This is a genomic window from Planococcus sp. CPCC 101016, assembly GCF_007859295.1.
Taxonomy (GTDB): domain Bacteria; phylum Bacillota; class Bacilli; order Bacillales_A; family Planococcaceae; genus Planococcus.
Genome location: NZ_VOHB01000002.1, coordinates 1100834 through 1124541, shown reverse-complemented (window position 1 = coordinate 1124541; position 23708 = coordinate 1100834). Strand labels below are relative to the sequence as shown.

Genomic DNA, 23708 nt, shown 5'->3' with positions numbered 1-23708 from the left:
CTTCATTCTAGTTAATAAAAGTGTACTTCCTGCGGATAATCCGCTCATCTACTATATCTAGATTATTTATTGCCGTATCTTCTCACACGCAGGAGCGCCTGTTCTGCGTGTCCTGCAAAATTCTCAAGCTGGCATAAGCGCGCTGCATATTCTCCGATATAGGCACTCGCTTCTGGTGTCACTTTTTGATACGTGACGGTTTTGATGAATTTACCTACCCATAAGCCGCCGGTGTAACGCGCTGCGCCTTTAGTTGGCAAGGTATGATTGGTGCCGATCACTTTATCACCGTAAGCAACATTCGTTTCTGGTCCGAGGAACAGGCAGCCGTAATTTGTCATGTTTTCCAGGAAGTAATCCGGATTTTCCGTCAAAATTTCAACATGTTCAAATGCCAGGCGATCCGCTTCGATTCGCGCCTCTTCAATGGAATCGACCAATAGGATCTGACCGTAGTCTTCCCATGAAACTCGTGCGACATCTGCAGTCGGCAATGTTTGTAATTGTCGTTCAATCTCTTTTACGGTTTCATTCGCCAGTTCTTCTGATGTTGTAATCAAAGCTCCAGGCGAGGTTGGGCCATGTTCTCCTTGTCCCAACAGATCCGTTGCCACCATTTCTGCATCCGCAGTATGATCTGCTACAACCAGAGTTTCGGTAGGGCCGGCAAATAAATCAATTCCGACGCGGCCGTATAACTGACGTTTTGCTTCAGCGACGAAGGCGTTCCCTGGCCCAACGATCATATCGACCGATTCGATCGTTTCAGTACCGATCGCCATCGCTGCCATCGCCTGAATGCCACCAAGCAAATAAATTTCATCAGCTCCAGCAAGTGCCATCGCTGCAATTGTTGCATTTGGGATTTCTCCGTTGATCGGCGGTGTGCAAGCGATTACACGTTTAACACCGGCAACTTTGGCAGTCAAGACACTCATGTGCGCTGAAGCAACCATTGGATAGCGCCCACCCGGAATATAGCATCCTACGCTGTTGACCGGAATATTCTTGTGCCCAAGAATGACACCCGGAATATTTTCAACTTCGATTTCATGCATCGACGCTAACTGCGCTTCCGCAAACTCACGGATATTCTTTTGAGCAAACTTAATATCGTCAATGACACTATCAGGAACTTTGGAAACGATTTCATTTATCTGTTCGCTAGACAAACGAAAAGAGTCAGGTGCCCATTTATCGAATTTCTCCGAAAGTTCACGTACTGCTTGATCACCGCGTTCTTCTACATTTTTTAATGCTTCAGCTACAATGCTCGAAACCTTTGAATCGTTAGCGCTTACTTCTTCCTGAGATTTACCTGCTTTTAAGACTTTCATCATATTCGATTCCTCCATTTTCTTATTTTGAATACGTATGCAAAAGTGAAACTATTTAGAGAATATGCGAATATTTCGTGAAAGTCAACACTTATTAAGTCGTTTTCCGCTCAATAAATGTGCCTTCCACTTCCAAAACCTTTGCGGTTCCTGTATATTCAGCAATTTCTGCTAATAAATAATTTACTGTTTCTTCAACCATTTTTTCAATCGGCTGCTCCCATGTCGTCAGTTCATAGGCAGGCCACGATGCCATATCGATATTGTCAAAGCCAATAACTTTGACCTGTTCCGGCACTTGAACTGCCTTTTTCCGCAGTGCATCCAAAACACCCATTGCCATAATATCATTCGCAACAAAAAAAGCAGAAGGCAGTTTTCCACTTTCGATTATGGAAAGTGCTGTGCCATATCCACCTTCATACGTATAATCTGAAATATGTTTCGCGTAACTCAAGTTGTGCTGCTCCAACACTTCACCAAAACCTTTTTCGCGCTCCAGACTAGTTGAGGTGTTTTCATTCCCAGATATGTATGCCATATCCGTTGAACCTTCCGTAATCAAGTATTCAGCTATTGCACGCCCGGCATTCAAGTTGTTGCAGCATACCGAATAGAAATCAGAAAGGTTTAATTTACGGTTAAAAAAGACTAAAGGAATGTGATGTGCCTTGAAGCTTTCTGCTACAGTCAACGACATGGTAGCATCTGTAATGACGACACCTGCAACATTGTAATTCAATAAAGTTTCGACGTCCTCTTTTTGAATTTCATCGTTATTGGTATGGACGAACAATACACTGTACCCGCATTTTTTAAACGAAGAGGTGAATTGCGTCAATACTTGGGGATAAAAAGGATTTTCTACACCTTTCATCACCAATCCAATAATTTTCGTTCGGCTTGTGATCAAGCTTCTGGCAAACTCATTGGGCCGATAGCCCAGCTCTTCAGCTGCGGCCAAAACTTTTTTGCGTGTTCGTTCCGAAACTTTAGCTCCTTCAAAATAAACTCTGGAAACAGAAGATTGCGAAACCCCTGCCAGCTTCGCGACATCCTTTGCATTAATTGTAGGTTTCATTCGGTTCAATCCTTTTCCACTATCATTGAATACTAGCTTACACTAAATTCCACTGTCTGACATCCGTTGTTTTTTGCCCACTAAAAAGCCTGCCTATTTCTAGGGCAGGCTGAGCTTGTAGACAAAAGTATATTGATGTCATTAAACATTTCATTATGTTTATAACGGATCCTGCGCTTCAGGCGGGCGCTTTCCGCGGGCTCGCGCAGGAAAGGCATTGGCTGAAGCTGAGCCCGCGGAAAGCGAAGTGCCCGGACCGGTTGGGGATTATGCACCGCTATACATTTTGGGCAGACTTCTTCTACAGTCTCAGCCTGCCATTCCTATGGCAGGCTCTCTTCTTTATTCTGTTTCAAGCTCTTCCAAGACGGACGTCACTACGAATTCCTCTTGCCCTTCTTCCTGCATCTGAAATTCGCGCTTTACCTCGCCATACCCTTCAGCAAAATACGTCTTGACTATGGAACCTTTTTCGCCTTCACTTTCAAGGACTGTCACTTGCTCGAAATTTTCGAAAGGTGTCTCAACTGCTGCATCTGTTTCGATAACTGTTCGTTCTCCGATGACAGTTCCGATTTCCAATGGAAACGTCAAATACGTCCGGATCGGCTCTAATGCTTCAAGTTCTTCTGCTGTAGCGCTGTAATCCTCGTAAAATTCGCCTTGCTCCATTACCAAGTCTATTGTCTCTTCGCTCAGCCTATAGACTTTCAACATCACTGTTCCGCCATTGTCCTCGTAGACAGCTACATGCTCTCCATCCAGATAAACTGTCCGAAGCATAAAACTCGCATATTCATTGCCTTCACCAAGAAATGCAGCTGTAGAACCGTCAGGCATAAAATAGTCGTATGGATCTACAGTCGCTTCCTCCTCTTCTGCGGCTGGTTCATCGACTGCCTCTTCTGCACGCTCTGGATCATCCGCAGTCACATTGGTGTCCGAGCCTGGCGGAATCTGTACTTCCGGATCTTCATTGCCGCATGCTCCCATCAATAATAGCAGCGCTAAACTGTATATAACGATTCTGGGCATATTCATCCTCCTCTACTAAGGAAGTGGCGTTACCGTTCTATTAACCAGACAGCAATCAATTGACACACCCCTATCTCTATAGATGAAATGAGTCGTCGTAAAGTGGCTTCATGTGAAGATCATACTCTTTTTTCACTTCTTCAATGTCGTAGATTTTACCAGAGTTTTCGGGACTGTCCATTTGTTCCACTTGTTCATGGACTAAGTCGGCAAAGTACTTCCCGCAGGCGACGTCGTTCGGGTATTTCGCTTTTACCTTAGACACCAGCTCTTCGTTCAGTGTTTGGTTGAACGCATGATACATGGCCGCATTGACAATCGTCAACGACTTCTTGGAAGCATAAGACACCATATAATAATTCCCGTATCGATCCTTCAGCAAATCCCTCTTTGCTACAATTTCCATAACTTCGCCCTCCTTTAGTTCTATACTTTTCCATACCCCCCCGCCTCTTTAAAATAACAGTACATTCAAATATCCTGGCCAGTTTCATTTTATCAATCGCAAAGCCGTTAATTGTCAGCATTTTACCTGATCGAAAAAACCTATCGGCTAGAAGCAGATAGGTTAAATTCATCTATTCAACTAAAGAGAAGCTTATGCTTTAAGTCTGTTACAAACGCCATAACTGAATGTTATCCGGCTTTTTTGTTGCATCGAGAGCGCCTTTTACATCGAAGACAATTCCTTGCTGGCCAATCAACAAGCTTTCAAACTGCTTCCAGCCTGCCTCTTTATAAGGTTTATGTGGAACTGCAAGAATGACTGCGTGTGCCGGCTTCAGCTGTTGATGGGCTTGGACGTTCAATTCGTAATAGCGTTTTGCCTCTTCCACAGAAGCATAGGGATCTGCCAACTGGACTTCCATGCCGTATTCTTTCAGCTCCTGTACAATATCAATTACTTTTGAATTGCGAAGATCGGGGACATCTTCTTTAAAGGAAAGCCCCAAAACAGTGACGCGTCCATCTGGTAAACTGATCTTATCATGGACCATCTTTTTGATCAGGGACTGCGCTATAAACCTGCCCATGCCATCATTGATATTGCGCCCCGACAAAATCACTTCAGAATTATGACCGACCATTTCTGATTTGTTTGCCAAATAAAAGGACGCCAATTCAATTCCTTCTCCCCCGACTAAATCCGGATACGCCTTGATAAAATCACGTTTGCTTCCTGCTGTTTCAAGTACTTCCTGTGTATCAATTTTTAATCGCTCGCAAATTAGCGCCAACTCATTGACCAATGCCACGTTTATGTCCCGCTGAATGTTCTCAATCAGCTTCGCTGTTTCAGCGACACGAATGGAGGGAGCTTCATGAATCCCTCCCGCAACGACACTGCCATAAACAAGCGCCAGAAATTCTGTGACTTCTTTGTTTTGTCCTGCTACCACTTTTTTCATTTTAGTGAAGCTGTTTTTTTTGTCCCCTGGAAGAATCCTAGCAGGCGAATAGCCGACAAAAAATTCCTTGCCGCTCTCGAAGCCTGAGTACTTCTCCAATAGAGGGATGCAGATTTCTTCTGTCATCCCTGTGGCTACGGTTGATTCATAGACCACTACTGCCCCTTTTTTCATGTATTCTCCGACATATCTGCTGGCTTGTTCCAATGCAGATATATCTGGCAGATTTTCTTTGTCTATAGAAGTGGGAACAGTAATGATGATGAAACCGGCCTCTTTCAAATCTGATGGATCCGTCGTAAAAACGATAGTCGATCGCTTCAGTTCCTCCCGGCTCACTTCATTTGTCTTATCCATTCCCAGCATTAGCGCCTGTATTCTCTCTTTGCTTATGTCGTAGCCGATGACGGGATATTTTTGGTTGAAGGCTACCGCTACGGGCAATCCGACGTACCCCAGCCCCACTACTGCTATTTTTAGATTCTGCAACATGGTGATGATTATCCCCCTTTTTCCACTTTCCTGAACGAAGCTTCTGGATTGCCTCAACCGTCTTTTCGCTGTTAACATCTTTTGGCCAATAGTCCGCTGAAAAGATAAAACGAATAATTGATGCGTTCTCTCAATTTCTGAAATAGCTTATGCAGAAAGCCAGGAACATCGATCTTTTCCTGGCTTTCCAACTAAAGGATTTTTAATTGAGAAGAAAATATTGTGCCAGTCTTTTCATTCAACTTGGAAAATCTTTATAGTAAATTTTCCTTTTCTGTCAGAGAAGTAATTAAAATGGCCTGCCCCTTTGAATTTAAGGCGAATTTCCATGAAACCACATCATTGACTTTGTTTTGGATATGTAAGTTAATCGCAAAAGACTTGAGGCGACCGAAGTGCGGGATTTTGCTTCCTGCAAAAACGAAACGAGTTTGAGGATGCTTGTCGATTTTCTCCAATGTATTTAAATCATAGGCATACGATTTCAGATTCCCTTGATGATCTAATCCACATGAAATACCGCCGATTTCATCTGCATATCCGGTAACACTCTCAACAGTCCCAATTTCCAGACTGCCAGACAGTAATGAAATTGTATTGTTCTCGCAATAAGTCACAAGATGGATGGTATTGAGGGCATATGGATAGATTTTGTTTAAGAAAGGATGCTGCTCGATCATATCATCATTCTGAAACGGCAGATCTCTTTCAAACCCATGTATGTCCTCTCCATAATGAAATTCATTATGATATCTTTCTGCTCCCATTTACTGACACCCTTTCATTCTTTATTGCTTTACTATAGAAATAATCAATTCCCGAGCCTTATTCTCTGGAGTTGTTTTTAACTGTTTTAAGAGACGTGCCAGCTCCAATTGGCTGAGCGCTGCCTGCTTTTGAAAATCCCCTTGGTTTGCTGAACCACTTTTTGAAATCATGTTTTCACTGACCGATGCTGCCTTTAGGCTCCCTGCTTGAAGAACAGTTTGTGCTGCGTCGACGATTGGTGCAGCTTGTTCAAACAAACGGTGTGATTTTTTCAGTTGATTGTGAGCAGCTAAATTTTCAGGTAAACGAATAATTTTGAAACGGGTCGTACTATTCAACGAGACGCTCTCCACAATCATTTCTGCCAGTCGGGCAACGGCTTCCGTAAGATTACGGGGCTTTGTTGCCTGCTCCGAAGAAACCATGACAAAGGTGTTGACATCATAGCGTCTTGCAGCTTCAGCAAGATTTTTTGTGCCAAAGACATTCCCATATAACGACTCGACTGCTATTTCTTCCGTAAAATACCTCTGCTGCTTCCCGGTAGTATGGTAAATGATATCAGGCTTATGCCTTCCAACGATTTCGAAAAGCCTTTTCTTATCTTGGACATTCAGGATAATAGGAATGATTTCTATATGCCTTTCCAACAAATTCTGCAGTTGCTGCTCAATCGAAGAGATCGATTGTGGTCCATGTCCAATCAATATAATCCGGGAAGGTTGAAACTGAAGAAGCTGATGGCTAATTTCAGAACCGACCAGCCCGCCAGCCCCTGTTACCATGACAGTTTTTCCCGTCAAATGCGGAGCCTTTTGTAAGACTGCATATTCAATTTTTTCTTCAATATTTTCAAATCCAACCAAAACAAAAGTACGGAAATGGCGAAAAATTGGAAGAAAAGGCATAAGAGAGCGATGAAAAATTCCGAGTAGTCGTTGTTTATCCATCTTCATCCCTTGTCTTCCTTTCCTGCTAAATCTGCTGAATTAATTGTTGTAATTATGATAATAATAATTTTCTTTATTCATTGGGTAATTATTCAAGACAACGCCCAAGATGAACGCTTTTGCAGTTGCTAGAGAGTCTCGCGCTTTTTCAACACTTATCTTTTCAGATTTACCAGTATTGACCACCAATACCGTCCCATCACATTTATGGGCAAGAATTTTGGAATCAGTAACGGATAGGATTGGCGGTGAATCGAAAAGGACGTAATCATACAATTCTCGCATTTCTCCCATCAATTCATCCAAAGCATCAGACTCCAGCAATTCAGCAGGATTTGGAGGAATCTGCCCACTCATCAGCAAATCCAGATTCTGAATGCCGCTCGCTTTCACTGTTTGTTTCAATTTCCCTTTTCTCAACAATAAATTCGACAGCCCCATATTATTGCCCAGTTGAAAAGTCCGATACAAAGTGGGACGCCGCATATCCGCATCGATCAGCAATACTTTTTTACCGGTTTCAGCAAAGACAATAGCCATGTTTGCTGCAGTCGTCGACTTCCCTTCTTCTTTCGAAGCAGATGTGAATAAGATAACTTTCGAGTCCAGACCTGGAGTCGAAAAGTTGATATTCGTTCGAATGGTCCGATATTGTTCAGCCGCAATTGATTGTGGATTAGTACGAGCCACCAATTTTCGCGGCATTAACCGCTTTGTCTTTTTCATTGTCCCCATGTATATCCTTCTCCAATCTGTTTGTTAGATTTAACGGTTTTTCCATTTTCAACTTGCTGTCGACCGGACTGACGACACCCAATATTTGAAGCCCTGCCATTTCTTCAATATCTTCTTCAGTACGGACTGTAGTATTCAATTGTTCCAATATCAGGGTAATACCTACCCCAAAAACCAAACCGACAATTGCACCAATGGCCATGTTGAAAATCGGATCGGGACGAATCGGCTTAGCAGCTGTTCCCGCTTCCGCTGCAGCCAAAATACTGACATTATCAACTTTCATCATTTGCTGAATTTCTCTCTGGAAAACTTGTGCCGTTGTATTCGCAATCAGCACTGCCTGTTCCATGGAAGAATCTTCAACGGACAAGCTGACCACTTGTGAGCTTTCAATATTGTTAACGGTAATCCGTTCCGTCAATGATGCCACCGAGTCATTCAATTCCAATTCTTCGATTACATTACCCAAAATTGCCGGACTTTTAATGATGACGTTATACGTTCCAATTAGCTGAAGATTGGTATCAATATCCAAACTTTCGAAGTTCTGGCTGCCCGTTGTGTTTTGGTTAATTAGAATTTGAGTGGTTGCCTGATAAACTGGTTTCATAATGGTATAGCTTGCTACAGCGCTGAAAACAATGAAAGCCAAAGTGACCAGAATGATTAATGCTTTTCTCTTCTTCATCGCTTTCAGAAATTTATTCAGATTAAATGTACTTTCCATAATAGAATCCTCCTAAGGTTTATCCTTCATAATTCATATCTTAGAAGGTGAAGGTTAAAAAGACGTTAAATAATCTAAAAATTCCAATAAAAGAGAAAACTTTATAGAAGGATTCCAAATTTTACTTTCCCCTTGCTTTTATCATCTTTTGAAACTGCTCCTGTTTGGCGATCATCTTTCTTTAATTGTTTCGTCCACAAACCTACAAGCGAAAAGAACTTAAGCCAACTGATGTGTCAACGCAAAAAAAAGCATTCGGCTTATGCAAGCCGAATGCTTTTTACTCTAATATGAATTTGTAGCCAAAGCCCCGCACTGTCTGGATAAAGCGTGGGTTGGCTGGATCTGGTTCGATTTTTCTCCGTAAATTACTGATATGCACTTTGACGGTCTGCAAATCACCTTCAGAATAATAGCCCCATACTTGATCATACAATTGTTCAGCGGTCCATACCCGATTTGGCGTCTGTGCAAGCAGCAGCAATAACTGAAACTCTTTATGGTAAAGTTTCACTGGATTCCCTGCAATATAGAGTTCGCGGGCATCTACATGTATGTGCAAATCGTTGTATTTCAAGATAGTCAGTTGGTCTTCCTCACCGCTCTTCCAGCCGTTTCTTCGAAGAATCGCACGGATGCGGGCTTCAAGCTCATTAAAATCAAAAGGCTTGGTGATATAATCATCGCCTCCCGCTTCGAGTCCTTGAATTTTATAAACCAACTCTTTCCGATAGCTGACGAACAAAATCGGCAAAGTGGTTTTCAAGCGGATTTTCTCACACACTTCCAATCCGTTCAATCCCGGCATTTCAACATCCAGTAAGATAAGATCCGGCTTTTCCCGTTCCAATAGTTCAAGGGCTTGAAAACCATCTTCAGCCTGAAGAATGCTATAACCTTTCTTTAGGAGAAACAAACGCATCAATTCACGGATTCCATCATCATCTTCTACAATCATTACGGTGGCAGCATTCATCTGTTTTCCTCCTGTCCATCAATGAAAAATCAATGGTAATACAATGATAAAGACGCTTCCTTTACCTTCTGTGCTATCGGCCCATATTTGTCCTTTATGCGCCAAAATGATTTCTTTTGCAATGGCTAAGCCTAGTCCGCTTCCTTTATAACCAGCAGAACTGTCTACTTTATAAAAGCGATCAAAAATATGAGGCAACGCCTCTTTATTGATTCCGCAGCCATTGTCAGAGATTCGGATCACCAGTTCTCCATCAAACTCTTCTTCGCTCAATAAAGCATCTTCGTTATTTTTAGCCATTATTTTCGCAGACAGCATGATCATTCCTTCTTCAGAAGAAGTATGCTTGATGGCATTCCACTGAATGTTGGAAATAACTTGATCAAGACGATCTAAGTCAATAGCCAGCAACGCGTCATTGATGTCATCCGGATTGTCGGTTCCAAGGAATTCAAAGGTCCGTCCGCTCTGAGACACATCAGAAGCCATGGAATCTTTAAGACGCCCCAACCAAGCCTTCAGCTCCTTTTCCTCAAAACGCAAGGTCATGTTACCAGATTTGTATTTCGTCAACTCCACAAGATCTTCTGTGAGTCGTTCAAGAAGCAGCAGCTTTTTATGGATCATATCCAAATATCGAGGGTTATTTTCCTCAATCAAGCTTTCTTTAACAGCCTGTATATAACTGTGGATTAGCGTAATCGGCGTTCCCAACTCATGTGAAATCGCTGATAGCATCTCATTTCTCGACTTCTCAATTTCCTGAATTTCATCATTGACCGTCAGCAAATTCATATTGGTGATTTCTAGTGCCATTGTCCGCTCTTTGACGTTACGCTCAAGAAAATAGTTCAAGTTGGTGATTTCCTGCGTCAAGCTGCGCATATCTGCTAATGTTCCAATGCGCAATAAAAACTCCTCTTTGTCACAAGGTTTAAGCAAATAATCATTAGCTCCTGCTGTAAAAGCTTCTTTTTTCTCACGCATTCCATCTGTATGAGACAGCATGAGGATGGGCAGTTCTGTCAGTGTATAATCCAGACGGATACGCCGGCATAATTCATCTCCCGTCATGTCCGTTAAGCTGCTGCTTACTACAATCAAATCCACTGGTTTAGATCCCATCAATTGAATCGCTGTATTCCCACTCTTTGCTCCAAAAGCCTGATAGCCTGCAGATAGCAACTGGCGCAACAGAACAAGACGGTTAACTTCTTCCGATTCGATGACCAGGATATGCAGATTTCTTTTAGTGGACCGCTGTTTCAACATGGAGTCGGCCAATTGGGAAGCGGTCAATTCCTTAATCTCCGATTCAAAGCCAGCAGGGGAATTCGTCATCAACTCGTCTTCATGAATCGGTAAAGTGAAACTGAAAGTTGAACCTGTTCCTACATGTGAACGCACTTTCATCGAGCCGCCTTGAAGCTCAACTAGATTTTTGGCGATTTTCAATCCTAAGCCTTTATTTTCCCGAAGCTTCTCGACCCCATCATTCCACTGAAATAACACAGGAATTCGGTTTTCTTGTATGCCTGCACCAGTGTCAGTCACTGATATTTCCAACTGCTCGTTTAATTGAATGGCCGATACAGTAATCTCACCTTGATTGGTATATTTGATGGAATTTTCGATCAGGTTGCATAAAATTTGCTGAAGCCGTTCCGGATCTGCCAGCACTTTTGGCAGCGATGCCGGAACCGTGTGGTAAAGCTTGACCGACTCTTTCCGCAATAGCGGGCGGCACAGAGAGAGAACAGTATCGCACAACTCATCAACCGCAATCGGTTCTACATGAAGAGGCAAAGGTGCCTGCATGGTTTTTGAAGAATCTAGAATATCATTGACTAGATGTGCCATATTCTTCCCGCTGGCCACCAGCTCATTTAATTGATTTGATATTAAAGGCGACATTTTTCCTGCAGCAGATTCCTGAAGTGATTCTGCAATTCCGATCATGCCATAAAGAGGCGTACGCAAGCCATTGGATGTATACGCCAGTAGTTCATCTTTTCGCTTATTGGCATTTTTCAAAATTTCAATCTCATTTAGCTGTCGATCTTTCTCCTGGCGAGCCAGCTGTTCATTCTTTTCAACATTCACTTTTTCTTTTGCAAGCAATGCTTTGGCAATAAGAAGAAGAACCATGCCACTGGTCAGATATAGTCCAAATTGCAGAACTTCTACATAGGGCAAGACAGCTGCGGCAGTCAAAAATGAAAACAAGTACGCAGTTACCAACAACAACAAAGCTAGGCAATAGGATGCGGCATAGGGTACTCCTTTTTGCCATACGGATAATGACATGCCGAATGATAAGGCAAGCGACAACAAAACAGCTAAAAACAGAAACAAACCTGCAATTGTCTCGAAAAAGAAAGAAAGCATACTTGAAAAAAAGATAAAGGCAGCTAAAGTTTTACTAAGTCCAGACAACTTTTGCCATTGAAGATTTTCTGATAAAAGTTTTTTGTTTATCCACAATATAAGAACGCCTGCTATTCCAAAGAATGCCCATACAGTTTGCCTGAATAGCCAGCCGAGTTCTGGCCAAATATAGGCTAAGTTCAGGTTAGTCCATGTTGAAGAAACAGCAATAACTGATATAGCCAATAGCAAGAGATAAAAGAAGCTGATTTGGCGATAACGGAAAAACCAATAGATGCAGCATGCCAAAAACAGCAGGCTCAGTCCGCCGAATAAACCGATGATTGCAGTTGTCTGCCGTGTCTTCGCGTCAAAAGCTTCGTCTTCCCAAATCGTCAAAGGAAGATGCATCGCCTCTTGCGATTCCACTCTCACAAAAAATGTGCTTTCGCCCTCTTTTAAAGGCAACAGTTGAAATACTGGCTGATAATAAAAGGAAGATTCACCGGCATCTGAGGAAGTGCTATCCAGTTGAACAGCTGAAAACTCGCCAAAATCATCTGGAGAATAGAGAATGACTTTATCCAGAAAAGGATTGTCCACTTCCAAAAGCCATTCCCGATCCTCGGATTGGTCTTGGACAGTAAAGCTTAACCAATACACATCGGAGGATAATCCCACATTTGGAATTCCCTTTTCGTTTGAAACAAAGTTCCAATTAAGCGGAGGCTTCAGCAGATCCTCTATTTCAAGTGTCCCTTCTGCATCTTTCAGAATGCGCAGATTAGTTGTAAGCGGAATTTCATCCACTTCTTCATTTAAGAAAATGGGTTTGTTGCCATCATTAACTGCAGCCGGCTTATCAATATTGAAGAAAAGGAAAGAAATCCAAAAAAGACAGCAAATCCTAATAAGAATAGAAGTTTTTCGATAGGATCTTTTCATTTCCTCACCTCAATTAGTTAACTAACGATTAAAACTCTGAAACAATATTTTGCTAATGGATAGAAGAATAAAGGTATATATGATTACTAATATATCCATTTTATGTATTTTGAATAGGCTTTATGATTTAATTGAATCATAACATTTTTCATAGGAAAAGAAAACTTATTTTATATCTGAAAATTCAAATACTACCTATTACCTACTATTTTTTCCATTTATTTTTCTATAGGCAAAGCTTTATTATTTCTAATCAAAAACCTCTCAGCCAGATTCAGGTGAGAGGTTTTATCCGTTCGAAATAAAACATGAGCAGCTTCTGCTCATGTCGGACTAACTTGAAATGAATTTTTTTCCTGTTGTTTTGCTTTATACATCGCCAAATCAGCACGTTTCATCATGACTGAAACTGAAACCTGTTCAGCCGGCGCAAGTGCAATACCCATACTGATGGAAACGTTCAGTGACAGCCCCTGTACTTCAATCGGCTTTTTCATCACTTGATAAATCATATCTGCAATTTCTGCTACTTGTTCTTTATTTTCGGTATCAGCCAGCAAGATGACAAATTCATCTCCTCCGAGACGTGCAGCTATATTCTCTCCGGACATACAGTCATTTAGCCGATGACCGAATTCCTGGATGACGGCATCACCGATCTCATGCCCCCATTGATCATTAATTTCCTTGAAGTCATCAATATCCAGAATCAGCACCGCCAAACTTTTTTCGTTCTTGTTGGTCTGTTCCAAATGCATTTTGGCATACTCTTGAAAATAACGGCGATTCGGCAAATCCGTTAAAGAATCGAAATAAGCAAAATGCTTTAACTGGCTTTCATACTCTTTTTGGAGTGAAATGTCTCGGGCCACCATCACCATATGATTGAATTTCTTATCTTCACCAAAAACTGGAGTACCGGTAATTTCAGACCAAATCCATCCTCTCTCCTTATGAAGAAGGCGAAGCTGTACCAGATAAGGAGCTGCATTTTTTGCTGATTGATCAAAAGCTTTTTCAATAATAGCCACATCTTCCGGGTGAACATTGTAAAAAGCTTCTTGTTCGACAATATGTTCTGCTTTAAAACCGTAAATGTTTTCGGATGAAGGGGATATATATAAGTATTTTTTATTATGATCCATCAATATAATAACATCATGAACATTTTCAGCGATAATCCGAAAATTCTCTGCCCCTTCCTGATAGAGGCTAGCCACTCTATCCAATTCCGTCATGTCATTGATAATCATATAAAACCCAATGTTTTTCTCATTCGAATTAATTGGGATGAATTTGACTAAACATGTTAGAACCGCACCTGATTTTGAAACAAGTTGCATGCGTCGGTCAGTAAATTCACCAGCTAGTGCTGATTGAAAATGTTCACTGGCTTGTTCTCTATCTTCTATGACAAGCGAATCAATAAAGTTCTTTCCTGCAAGTTCCCTCATTAAAAATCCACTAAGCTTTTGTCCAGCAGCATTGCCTCCTGTAATTGAACCTTTCGAGTCAAGTGTAAATATAGCAGCCATATTGCTATCAAATAGCGGCCGGTAGCGCGCCCTGCTTTCTTCCAATCGCTGACGAATCCCTTCATTTTCCAGTCGCGCGATTTTTTCCTCCGTGATATCTTGTACAACACCGACAATATGAGTGCATTTTTCTGCATCGTCTAAGAGCGGTGTTAGCTGAGTCTTTGAATAAAACAATCGATTCGCTTTAGAATAAAATGCATCTTCATAACTTGTACTTTGTCTTTCACTGAGTACCTCTCCATACTTTTCATTGAGAAATTCAGCCATTTTCGTAGAATATATTTCATTGAACGTCTTCCCGATTGAATCAGAGCTTAAGGAAGTTTTATTTATTGCTGCATTGTTAAGAAATTCATAAGCAAATGAATAATCTTCGTTAACTTTCACAACAAAAACCATTTCTTTAATACCTTCCGCTAACACTCGTGCATAAGATAATGAAACTGCTTCGTTCATCATGGCCGGTCCTCCTGATCACTTCACTGTTGATTCACTTCCGAGAAAAACTCTTATAATAGTGTAGCAGAAAATAGTTTTCATTGAAACTTTTGACCTATCTATAATCCCGAATTTTATCGATGATTTTGTATTGATGAACCAAAAGACCGCAATGCCCCAGTCAACCCAGTGGTGCTACAACGTCCCAAAAAAATAAGAACTCTGCTTATGGCAAACTATAAGAAAGGCATGCGCCTATAGAAGCAGAACACTAAATAAACCTTCCACATCGCAGCACCTCTTTCTATCAACTGAACAGTTCATTGTATATAATGAAAACAAAAAGGGGAAAAAGCATGTGCCTAATCAATCTGCAATTTCGGAACCATCCAAACTATAAATTAATTGTTGCTGCCAATCGGGATGAATTCTATGGCCGTCCCGCTGCTCCTGCCCATTTCTGGGACGACGAGCCATATATTTTGGCTGGCCGGGACTTGACCGGAATGGGTACGTGGCTTGGGGTTACAAAGCAGGGCAGAATAGCTGCTTTGACAAACTTTAGAGATCCGACCAATCTGGAATCAGGTCGTCTATCCAGAGGAGCTGTTGTCAGAGACTTTTTGGCCGGCACAAACTCTCCCACCGATTATTTAAAATCAATCGATCCGAGTCAATTTGCGGGGTTCAATATTATTTTAGGAGACTCCGAAAAGTTGGTTTACTACAACAACATCCAGGACGAATCCTATGATATACCACCAGGCACCCACGGACTCAGCAACCACTTCCTGAATACACCCTGGCCGAAAGTGACAAAAGGAAAGGAAAAACTTTTTTCTTATATGTCTCAGACGGATAAGCCCGACCTCGAGGAAATCTTTTTGATACTGTCGAACGCTGAACAGGCCCCCGATACACACCTTCCTGATACAGGAGTCGGTTTGGACCTTGAACGCATGCTTTCTCCTATGTTCATCAAAACACCGGATTATGGTACGCGTTCTGCAACCGTTGTTCTCGTTTCCCACGACGGCACTCTCACTTTTGCTGAAAGAAATTATGAGAAGGGTCAATTCAAGGAAGACAACTTTTATGAATTCAAGATCGAACAAGGAAAATCCACACCGGAATAAAAACTGAACAGTCAATAGCCCGGCAACCCTGATGCAGAGGATTGCCGGGCTCCTTTATTGTATTTTGTTCGACTGATTTGTCCTCCACTCTTGTCTACTAGTCTTTATCAAGGTTTTTGACTTTCCTAATTAATATGTTTCGACTTCTGCATCAGCATCATATAGATAGCCGTTTTGAAATGTCAACTAGGTGCTTTTATAAAAGACGTGCGTAAAAGTGGCAGCTGATGTATCATCTAAAAAAGCAGAGGAAGAGCAATTTTTAAAGGAGTGTTTTAATTGCCATCACCAAAAGAGAAAGAAAGTGAATTTGTACGAATCCAGGACGTAGAAGGATTCGATGAAAACTACCAAGTAGATAAAACGGTTAAAACTACATCTCTCTATACAATAAAGCTGATTTCCGGAAAAGAAACACCTGATTTCTGCCGGGAAGTTTTGCTGCTTGAACATTTACCCGCTAAAGAAATGGAAGCTTTTCTTTGGGTTCATAAAGTCAATTCCAGCGATACACAAATTGAAGTCATGCGAAAAATCAATACAGCTTTGGAAAACTGGTTTGCCGATAAAAAATGAGAACTTATGTAATTAGAAAAATTATTATTCCTATACCATATGAATCCTTTTAGCGGCGAGAATAGCATCCACAGCCGTTCAACAAGTGATGCCCCTCAGTCAGCTCTAATCCGTTTGCGTTGAATTTATAGAAAAAATACCTTAAGCTTGTAAGTAATAGAATAATAAAATGTTTTCTAGGGTTCCGCAGTCTCAACGCTGGTCTGGTCCGAGAGAAAACTCACAGCTTAGCTGTGTCACGGAAGGACAAAAGCCTGGGAGAAACTGTTTTTACAGTTCTCCCGGGCTTTTTTATTTTTACGTATAGAAACAAGGAGGAATATGCACATGAATGCAACTTGGCTAGCTGTAGTTATTGCAGCTGTATTTGAAGTTATGTGGGTCATTGGCTTAAAACATGCGGATAATTTTATAGAATGGACGGCCACTGTGTTGGCGATTATCATCAGTTTTTCTGTAATGATCATGGCAGGAAGAAAATTGCCGGTTGGAACCGTTTATGCAGTCTTTGTTGGACTTGGAACAGCAGGCACTGTTCTTTCCGAAATTGTCATTTTCAACGAGCCTTTAAACATTGAAAAATTGATATTGGTCGGCGTACTTTTAATTGGAGTAATGGGTTTAAAGCTGGTCACCCCTGACGCAATTAAAGAAGGAGGCGAAGCATAATGGCGTGGATTTCGTTGATAATGGCAGGAATATTTGAAATGCTGGGAGTGGCGATGATTAATAAATTGCACCAAGATCGCAGTTGGAAAGCCCTGGTTCTGCTGGTTCTTGGATTTGGGGCGAGTTTTGCCTTTTTGGCTTTTGCCATGAAAACTTTGCCCATGGGAACTGCGTACGCTATTTGGACAGGAATCGGAGCCTCTGGTGGAGCCATTTTGGGCATGTTATTTTACAATGAATCCAAAGACTGGAAACGAATATTCTTTATTTCGATGGTTTTGGGTGCTGCTGTGGGATTAAAACTGGTTGCTTAACTGCTTCTGAAAAAGAAACACTTGTCATTTGCAGGCTATTATTTTCATTTTCCTATAACCAGCAGAAAACGTTCGTAAGAGGCCCTAGACCTTTACGAACGCCCGCTATTTTTCATATACACCGGTAAATTTAATCAAACAAAAAATCAGCTTATTTCCCAGAGTGATCGATTCCTAAACTCTCATGCTATCAACTAAGCGTTTGTATTCCGGGTACCAATGTTCCCATTCCAGTGTGCGTTCAATCCCCTTCTTATTCAGAATAGCTTCAAGAACATCCAAGCACACATGCCAGCCAGCCAAATCTTTAGGCGTGTGGTCAGTCAGGGCTGTAAGGGTCTCTAATAGACGCAGTCGGGTCACCCCTTCTTCAGGTATCAATTCGAATAGCACATGGTCTTCGCCCCATTCAAAGCCGAGACGTTTTTTCTCTTCAAAATCTGTAATCGCCAGTTTTTCAACTTTTTCGTGGCCCATATCAAATGTTAAATAGCCCCCTTCTCGCGGCTCTTCTATCTGTAAGCCAGCAAACCATTGTTGTATTTTTTGATTGTCCGTCAGCATCTGCCAAACCTTTTCCGGTTCATGAGCCACTTGTCTATCAAATGTTGCCAAATACCCTTGATCTGTCTGAATAATTTCTGCAGTCATTGAAACTCCTCCTCAGTGGATGATTACTATATAATATACCCTGACAAGAGGAATGCAATCAGGGCTGGAAGGGTATACGAATAACAAGGAGTTGAAACAACATGAGATTAGGCTATGCATGTATGAACACTGAATTGAAAACAGTATTTAGAACTTTGCGCGTGGCGACTGCTGAAGCAGAAGGCACAGGAAAGATAAAAGAACTCACCATGAAAAATTTTGAGACGACACTAGAAATCATCCGGTGGAACTTGGAAAATGACATTTATTTTTACCGGGCATCCAGTTCAATTGTTCCGCTATCAACCCACCCCATAAACGATTGGATCTGGTGGGAAGATCCCGATGTATTGGCCATTACAAATGAAATCCGCTCTTTTGTTGAAGCACATGGAATGCGGGTATCTGTGCATCCCGGCCAATACACGGTCATCAATTCTCCCAAACCTGAAGTCGTCCGGAAATCCATTGAAGACCTTGAATACCACGACAAGCTGATGCATTTGCTTGGCGGTTCTGATATTATCCTTCATACCGGTGGCGCTTATGGAGACAAAGAAGCAGCAAAACAACGATTCGCAGACGCTTACTTGGCACTGTCTCCGAGCATTCGCCAGCGCCTCCGTTTGGAAAATGACGACAAGACCTTTACCGTCAGGGATGTTTTGGATGTCCACAAACTTTGCGGAGTGCCGATATGTTTTGACATCCATCATCACAATTGCAATAACGATGGCGAACCGGTCGACTTTGCCGAGATTCTGAAAACCTGGGAAGGCTACGGCATCCCCAAAATCCACATCAGCACCGGCAAAGAAGGATACACAGATCTTCGCCACCATGAATTGGTGTCTGAATCGGATTTTCAAGAGTTATTGACCTTATTAAATGGAACAGATGCAGACATCATGTTCGAAGCCAAGCTCAAAGAACAATCGGTTCTCCCGTTTATCCGTCAACTAATGCATAAATAAAACAGCAGTCTCCGCGGAGACTGCTGTTTTATCTTTTTTCCAAGGCTGCAATATTGGGGAACTCTAGCGTAAATTCGGATCCTTTTCCTTTTTCGGAATCCACCAGAATGAGACCGTTCATTTGGCTGATGATGCTGTACGTGACCATCATGCCAAGGCCTGTGCCTTTGATTTTATTCGAAAAATAAGGCTCACCCAAACGCCTGATTTCTTCTTTTGTCATTCCAACACCTTTATCGGTCACTTCCACCCATACTTTTGCAGGAGACGATTTCACTGCAATCGACAATAATCCACCGTCTGGCATCGCTTCTATGCCATTTCGAACGATATTGACCAGTGCCTGTTGGAACTTTTGGCGGTCAACCAGAATTTCAGCAGTCTCATCCATTTCAAAAAAATGAACTTCTACATCTTTTCCCATTGCGTAAGGGGCCATTATTTTGAGCACATGTCGAACTTCCGGAGCAACCAAGATCGGCTCAAGCTGCCCATAAGTCGGTTTTGCATAAATGAGGTAGTCATCGATTAAGTCTTCTGCGGAATCGATTTCTTTTAAGATTAGGTTGTGAAACTCCACTTGTTTCTCCCGACTGTAATCGTATTCTTTCATAAGTTGAATAAACCCTTTGATGCTCTGCAGAGGGTTCCGCAGTTCATGCGATACCGCTGCAGCAAAATGGCTGACTGTCTCCATTTTTTCATGTTTCAACAAGGAATTATACATATACTCCTGTCTTTGCATATGCTCAATTAGTAAAGCCGTCAATACGATGATCGTTCCTTGATTGATCATCAGCATCACCCATATCCCGATGATGTCGTGGATCGGGTCCCCGAAGAAGAAAGCTCCTGCAAACATATTGAAGAATAGCGAAGCGATTGAAACGCAGAACACCAGAGCGATTTTCCCAAGACGTTTCATGCGCATATATAAAGGTCGCAGGAATGGGACTCCTGCTGCAATTACAAACTGATTGAGGATAGCAATATACATTCCATCTCCACCGATAAGAAAGCGACCAACTGAAGAAACAAGAAACAGCATGGCCGACACTAATGGACCACCGTATAAAGCTCCTACAATCATCGGTACTTGGCGTAGATCAAAAATGTAATCGTCCGTTAAAAATTGATAGGGAAACAACATGCAAAGTATGATTGATATTGAAAAAAGGACCGTCATTGTAACGCGATGGCTAACGAAAAAATTTCGTTGGCCGGCTGTTGCCAGCATTTGATAGACGATGATCGGAAATATGATGAAAAAGATATTGTTGATCATGCCTGTCATCATTGCTTCCATCTAAGTCATCCCCATTTCTTTCTGCTGCGTCATTCATTATACAATCCGAATTTGTTCCCTACCACCTTTTTTTGCAGCGGTTTTATTTCCGCATCGCTATCACCTATTCTTTGAATGGGTGGTGTGTCGTATCTTTTAATTTTTTCAAGAGCCGTTCCCGCCTTTTTTTCATACCGGCAAGTGAAATATTTTCAGCAACAGCTAATTCGATAAGACTGCAGCCCTTGACATAAAGGGCTTCCAACAGCCATTTCTCTTGGTCAGTTAATTTATTTACTTCCAGCCATTCCGGGAGACTTTCAGCCGGTTCTTCTTTGACTTCCTCTACTATTGTCGTCTTGCTAAGAGTGATTTGATCATTCCTTTTGGTTTCACGCTTCAATTCGTCGAGCATCGCTCCTTGAATGCTGCGATAAGCAAAAGGAGTGAAGTTTCCTTTCACGTCTTCAAAACGCTGCCACGCTTGCCATAGCGCGATATTTCCAACTTGACGGAAGGTGTCATAATCACGGTAGATATGGAGTTTGCGGATTATCGCTGAAATCATCGGTGCATACTGTGCAGCCACTTCTTCGAAATCTTTCATTGTCTTATCCTTCTGAACGTTCGTTGATTCCCGGGTACGTTCAGAATAAGGGGTGAAAATGAAAGCAGCGAATTTGGATTTGAGCCGTACGTTACAGTAAAAATTCTGTTTGCCTAGAGGAAACAGACTCTATGTACCTCTCAATTGTCAAAAGAGTTTCAGTTTTCTAAAAATAGATTGCCTCGTATAGTAGCGAATGGTAGAATTTTCATGTGATGAGAAAGGGGAGCTTGTGCTAGTGAAGAAGAATGATGAGAATTTAATAGATCGATCCGTATTGTTTGTAGAGAATTATTTTGAAACGGAAAGAAAGTCCAGAATCATCACCAAGTCCGGAGAGTATTACTCGCGCGATTCGGTTCTGACATTGATTGACAAGGCATGCATGATGTTCGCATCGACATACGAAGGCCGTGTAAAAGCCACACGGCATAATCTTAAACAGCATAAAAAAACAACACTTCTCATCTCAGAAGACGGCTTGGCCGCCTATCCCACAAAGTCTCCGGACAACCCTGACTGCGTTTGGATTTTCAACCACCATTACCGCCTGGAAACCATCACCCCAAACAGGACCCGAATCCTATTTGATGAGTTTAATGTCTCGGCAGAAGTCAATGTTTCTATCGGCATCCTGCAAAAGCAGCGCGGCCGTATGTATGAAATGATCTATTTTTATTCCAGCGTTCGCGAACGAAATAAATTCTGAGCCCACAAGTAAAGACACCTCTCTCTGCATTGGTATATAAACCAGTGCAGAGAGAGGTGTCTTTTTCTTATAAGGCAGAGCTGCACGGGCGCTTCCGCTTTTCTTTTTGTCCAGCTTCTGCGCCCAGCTCTTTGGATCATAAGCCACTCTGGCTGTGCGGCTGAAAATACGCCGCTTCGCCAGATCGTCTTATGCCCGGCAGAGCTGCACGGGCGCCTGCGCTTTTCTTTATGTCCAGCTCCAGCGCCCAGCTCTTTGGGTCATAAGCCACTCTGGCTGTGCGGCTTGGAAACACGCCGCTTCGCCAGATCGTCTTATGCCCGGCAGAGCTACCCGGGCGCTTCCGCTTTTCTTTTAAGCTGCGTCGTCTCTCATCAGCAGAAAAGCGATTTCGATTGCCCAGTTATTTAGATCGGGTTCTGTTCCGGGATCGGTTACGTAAAATTCAAAACGGCCGTTCCAAATTTCGTCTTCTCCTTCCCACCGCTTATCAATGTCCAACTCTTCCTGTATAGCCCATTGTTCCAGCTCCTCAAGGGATTTTTCCAGTTTATCAGGATGTCCTTTATGCATTGCAGTCAAATAAGAACCGCTTGGTATATAGCTGGCAACCACACGATGGTCACCTGTCACCATCCGTTTGACTGGAACACCCACTTCCATTTTGTACTTGCCTTCCGAATCTCCCATACACCAATAACGAAAAAATGGTGCACCTGCCGGTTTGATCTGTTTAGCCTTCAGCCAGTCAAAAATCTCTCCTACTAGTCCATTGACCTCATCCCATTCCGATATTCCCGCCAGAATGGCAATACCAACATAAGGTTGTTCTATCCGTTCTTCTACAAAGGGTTCACTGATATATCTTTGCACCATCCAATCCTCTCCTCTTCGAACGAATCATACCGAATACTGACTATTATTCTATACCCGCCGGCACATTCCTTTAAATCGTCCAGTTCATTCTGAAAACTACTGTAAAGATGGCCATTTTCTCCAACAACTGCAGATGTACCAAATAATCAAAAAGCAGTCATGAGATTGTCACATAATCCCAGTCTCTTCAAATTGACTTTGCTTAATACAAACTATAATCTAATTAAGTGACTGAACGGTCACATTAAGTGACCACGTGGTTTAGGAGGATTTTAATGGATAAAAGAAATGAAATAATGAAGCAGGCTGTGCACTTGTTTTCGTTGAAAGGTTTTCATCAAACTTCTGTTCAGGAAGTGGCACAGGCTGTTGGTATTTCCAAAGGAGCTTTTTATAAACATTTTGATTCGAAGGAAAATATGTTCATCGAAATTTTAAAACAGTACCACGAAGAAATTACTGCGGAAATCTCAAACTCACAGCATGCCCCAGATTCCGATACCAAAGATGTCTTCAAAAAAAAATTAGCGATCGAGATTGAACGGACACTCTCCAATCAGGAGTTTTTCATGATGGTATTCAAGGATTTCACACTCAGTGAAAGCGAAAAGCTGAAATTTTTATTTACAGATCTTCGGCAATCCACCATCACGTTGCATAAGACCATTCTTTTGGATACTTATGGAACAGCTATCGAGCCGTTTCTTCCCGACTTAGTGACAGTACTTGAGGGTTTGATGCAGCAATACATCATCACGCTGGTCATTGAGAAAAAAACAGTACAAATCTCCAGATTGGTTAATTTCATCACGGCTACCATCGATGCAGTCGTGGAAAATTTAAACACTATGGAACCTGTATTAGCCGAAGCACGTACAAAAGCGGCTACCATGGAAGACAGCTTCCAGCAGATCGCTGAAAAAATCAATGCTTCAGAAAGTAAACCTGAAAAACTGCTTGCTTCCCTTGAATTGTTGAAAGAGGAAGTCAGCAAAAAAGAAAAAAAGGATTTTTTGATTGAAGCTTTGCTTCTCTACTTAAAGCAACACTCCTCAATTAAAAATGAAGTAGCATATCTTGAAAATTTTATTTAATTAAAAGGAGTCAGAA

At 41.9% G+C, this 23708-nt stretch carries 23 protein-coding genes and 1 riboswitch; of the genes, 7 read left to right on the top strand and 16 right to left on the bottom strand.

Annotation, left to right across the window (positions count from 1 at the left end):
• Positions 1-62: 62 nt before the first annotated feature.
• The 12 genes from hisD to FQV26_RS05075 all read right to left on the bottom strand — a co-directional run bounded on the left by hisD (position 63) and on the right by FQV26_RS05075 (position 14822).
• Positions 63-1340 (bottom strand): histidinol dehydrogenase, encoded by a 1278-nt coding sequence (gene hisD / locus FQV26_RS05135; RefSeq protein ID WP_146556288.1) that lies wholly within the window; start codon positions 1338-1340, stop codon positions 63-65.
• Positions 1341-1431: 91 nt separating this feature from the next.
• On the bottom strand, positions 1432-2418 hold the full coding sequence (locus FQV26_RS05130) for a LacI family DNA-binding transcriptional regulator (RefSeq protein ID WP_146556287.1): 987 nt from the start codon (positions 2416-2418) through the stop codon (positions 1432-1434).
• A 342-nt stretch (positions 2419-2760) separates the two neighbouring features.
• Positions 2761-3453 carry a hypothetical protein gene (locus FQV26_RS05120; RefSeq protein WP_146556285.1) on the bottom strand — a complete coding sequence of 231 codons (693 nt, stop codon included), beginning with the start codon at positions 3451-3453 and terminating at the stop codon, positions 2761-2763.
• Between the two features lie 76 nt (positions 3454-3529).
• A complete protein-coding gene (locus tag FQV26_RS05115) occupies positions 3530-3859 on the bottom strand; it encodes a hypothetical protein (protein ID WP_146556284.1) in 330 nt (109 codons plus the stop codon).
• A 208-nt stretch (positions 3860-4067) separates the two neighbouring features.
• Positions 4068-5354 (bottom strand): nucleotide sugar dehydrogenase, encoded by a 1287-nt coding sequence (locus FQV26_RS05110; protein ID WP_146556283.1) that lies wholly within the window; start codon positions 5352-5354, stop codon positions 4068-4070.
• A 254-nt stretch (positions 5355-5608) separates the two neighbouring features.
• Positions 5609-6121 (bottom strand): sugar-transfer associated ATP-grasp domain-containing protein, encoded by a 513-nt coding sequence (locus FQV26_RS05105; protein WP_146556282.1) that lies wholly within the window; start codon positions 6119-6121, stop codon positions 5609-5611.
• Positions 6122-6142: 21 nt separating this feature from the next.
• Positions 6143-7078, bottom strand: coding sequence for a polysaccharide biosynthesis protein (locus tag FQV26_RS05100; protein WP_146556281.1), 936 nt, complete (start codon positions 7076-7078; stop codon positions 6143-6145).
• 33 nt (positions 7079-7111) lie between these two features.
• Entirely contained in the window at positions 7112-7807 is a 696-nt protein-coding gene (locus FQV26_RS05095; RefSeq protein ID WP_146556280.1) for a CpsD/CapB family tyrosine-protein kinase, read from the bottom strand.
• Positions 7749-8537: a YveK family protein gene (locus FQV26_RS05090; RefSeq protein WP_146556279.1), complete on the bottom strand. Its 789-nt coding sequence runs from the start codon at positions 8535-8537 to the stop codon at positions 7749-7751. The genes FQV26_RS05095 and FQV26_RS05090 overlap by 59 nt, the downstream gene beginning before the upstream one ends.
• Before the next feature lie 280 nt (positions 8538-8817).
• Positions 8818-9513, bottom strand: a complete 696-nt coding sequence (locus tag FQV26_RS05085; RefSeq protein ID WP_146556278.1) for a response regulator transcription factor — start codon at positions 9511-9513, stop codon at positions 8818-8820.
• Between the two features lie 18 nt (positions 9514-9531).
• Complete coding sequence (locus FQV26_RS05080; protein ID WP_146556277.1) at positions 9532-12825, bottom strand: ATP-binding protein; 3294 nt, start codon at positions 12823-12825, stop codon at positions 9532-9534.
• Between the two features lie 323 nt (positions 12826-13148).
• Positions 13149-14822 carry a sensor domain-containing protein gene (locus FQV26_RS05075; protein WP_146556276.1) on the bottom strand — a complete coding sequence of 558 codons (1674 nt, stop codon included), beginning with the start codon at positions 14820-14822 and terminating at the stop codon, positions 13149-13151.
• Positions 14823-15157: 335 nt separating this feature from the next.
• Here FQV26_RS05075 and FQV26_RS05070 point away from each other — a divergent pair, with 335 nt between their 5' ends.
• The 4 genes from FQV26_RS05070 to FQV26_RS05055 all read left to right on the top strand — a co-directional run bounded on the left by FQV26_RS05070 (position 15158) and on the right by FQV26_RS05055 (position 17496).
• The gene (locus FQV26_RS05070) at positions 15158-15937 is read left to right on the top strand and encodes an NRDE family protein (RefSeq protein ID WP_146556275.1); all 780 of its coding nucleotides are present in this window, start codon (positions 15158-15160) and stop codon (positions 15935-15937) included.
• A gap of 279 nt (positions 15938-16216) precedes the next feature.
• Positions 16217-16513, top strand: a complete 297-nt coding sequence (locus FQV26_RS05065; protein WP_146556274.1) for a hypothetical protein — start codon at positions 16217-16219, stop codon at positions 16511-16513.
• 165 nt (positions 16514-16678) lie between these two features.
• A riboswitch (guanidine-I (ykkC/yxkD leader) is annotated at positions 16679-16776 on the top strand.
• Between the two features lie 64 nt (positions 16777-16840).
• Positions 16841-17182 (top strand): DMT family transporter, encoded by a 342-nt coding sequence (locus tag FQV26_RS05060; protein WP_146556273.1) that lies wholly within the window; start codon positions 16841-16843, stop codon positions 17180-17182.
• Positions 17182-17496, top strand: coding sequence for a DMT family transporter (locus tag FQV26_RS05055; RefSeq protein ID WP_146556272.1), 315 nt, complete (start codon positions 17182-17184; stop codon positions 17494-17496). The genes FQV26_RS05060 and FQV26_RS05055 overlap by 1 nt, the downstream gene beginning before the upstream one ends.
• Before the next feature lie 174 nt (positions 17497-17670).
• Here FQV26_RS05055 and FQV26_RS05050 read toward each other — a convergent pair whose 3' ends face one another.
• Positions 17671-18147, bottom strand: a complete 477-nt coding sequence (locus tag FQV26_RS05050) for an SRPBCC family protein (protein WP_146556271.1) — start codon at positions 18145-18147, stop codon at positions 17671-17673.
• A gap of 101 nt (positions 18148-18248) precedes the next feature.
• Here FQV26_RS05050 and uvsE point away from each other — a divergent pair, with 101 nt between their 5' ends.
• Positions 18249-19121: a UV DNA damage repair endonuclease UvsE gene (uvsE, locus tag FQV26_RS05045; protein WP_146556270.1), complete on the top strand. Its 873-nt coding sequence runs from the start codon at positions 18249-18251 to the stop codon at positions 19119-19121.
• A gap of 28 nt (positions 19122-19149) precedes the next feature.
• On the opposite strand, the gene FQV26_RS05040 is transcribed toward uvsE, so the two are convergent.
• Entirely contained in the window at positions 19150-20427 is a 1278-nt protein-coding gene (locus FQV26_RS05040) for an ATP-binding protein (protein ID WP_146556269.1), read from the bottom strand.
• 103 nt (positions 20428-20530) lie between these two features.
• Positions 20531-21013: a sigma-70 family RNA polymerase sigma factor gene (locus tag FQV26_RS05035; RefSeq protein WP_146556268.1), complete on the bottom strand. Its 483-nt coding sequence runs from the start codon at positions 21011-21013 to the stop codon at positions 20531-20533.
• 238 nt (positions 21014-21251) lie between these two features.
• Between FQV26_RS05035 and FQV26_RS05030 the strand changes: the two genes are divergently transcribed.
• A complete protein-coding gene (locus FQV26_RS05030) occupies positions 21252-21722 on the top strand; it encodes a competence protein ComK (protein WP_146556267.1) in 471 nt (156 codons plus the stop codon).
• 354 nt (positions 21723-22076) lie between these two features.
• Here the strand turns inward: FQV26_RS05030 and FQV26_RS05025 are convergent, their stop codons facing one another.
• Entirely contained in the window at positions 22077-22598 is a 522-nt protein-coding gene (locus FQV26_RS05025; protein ID WP_146556266.1) for a GyrI-like domain-containing protein, read from the bottom strand.
• Positions 22599-22873: 275 nt separating this feature from the next.
• Between FQV26_RS05025 and FQV26_RS05020 the strand changes: the two genes are divergently transcribed.
• Positions 22874-23692, top strand: coding sequence for a TetR/AcrR family transcriptional regulator (locus FQV26_RS05020; protein WP_146556265.1), 819 nt, complete (start codon positions 22874-22876; stop codon positions 23690-23692).
• Positions 23693-23708 lie beyond the last annotated feature (16 nt).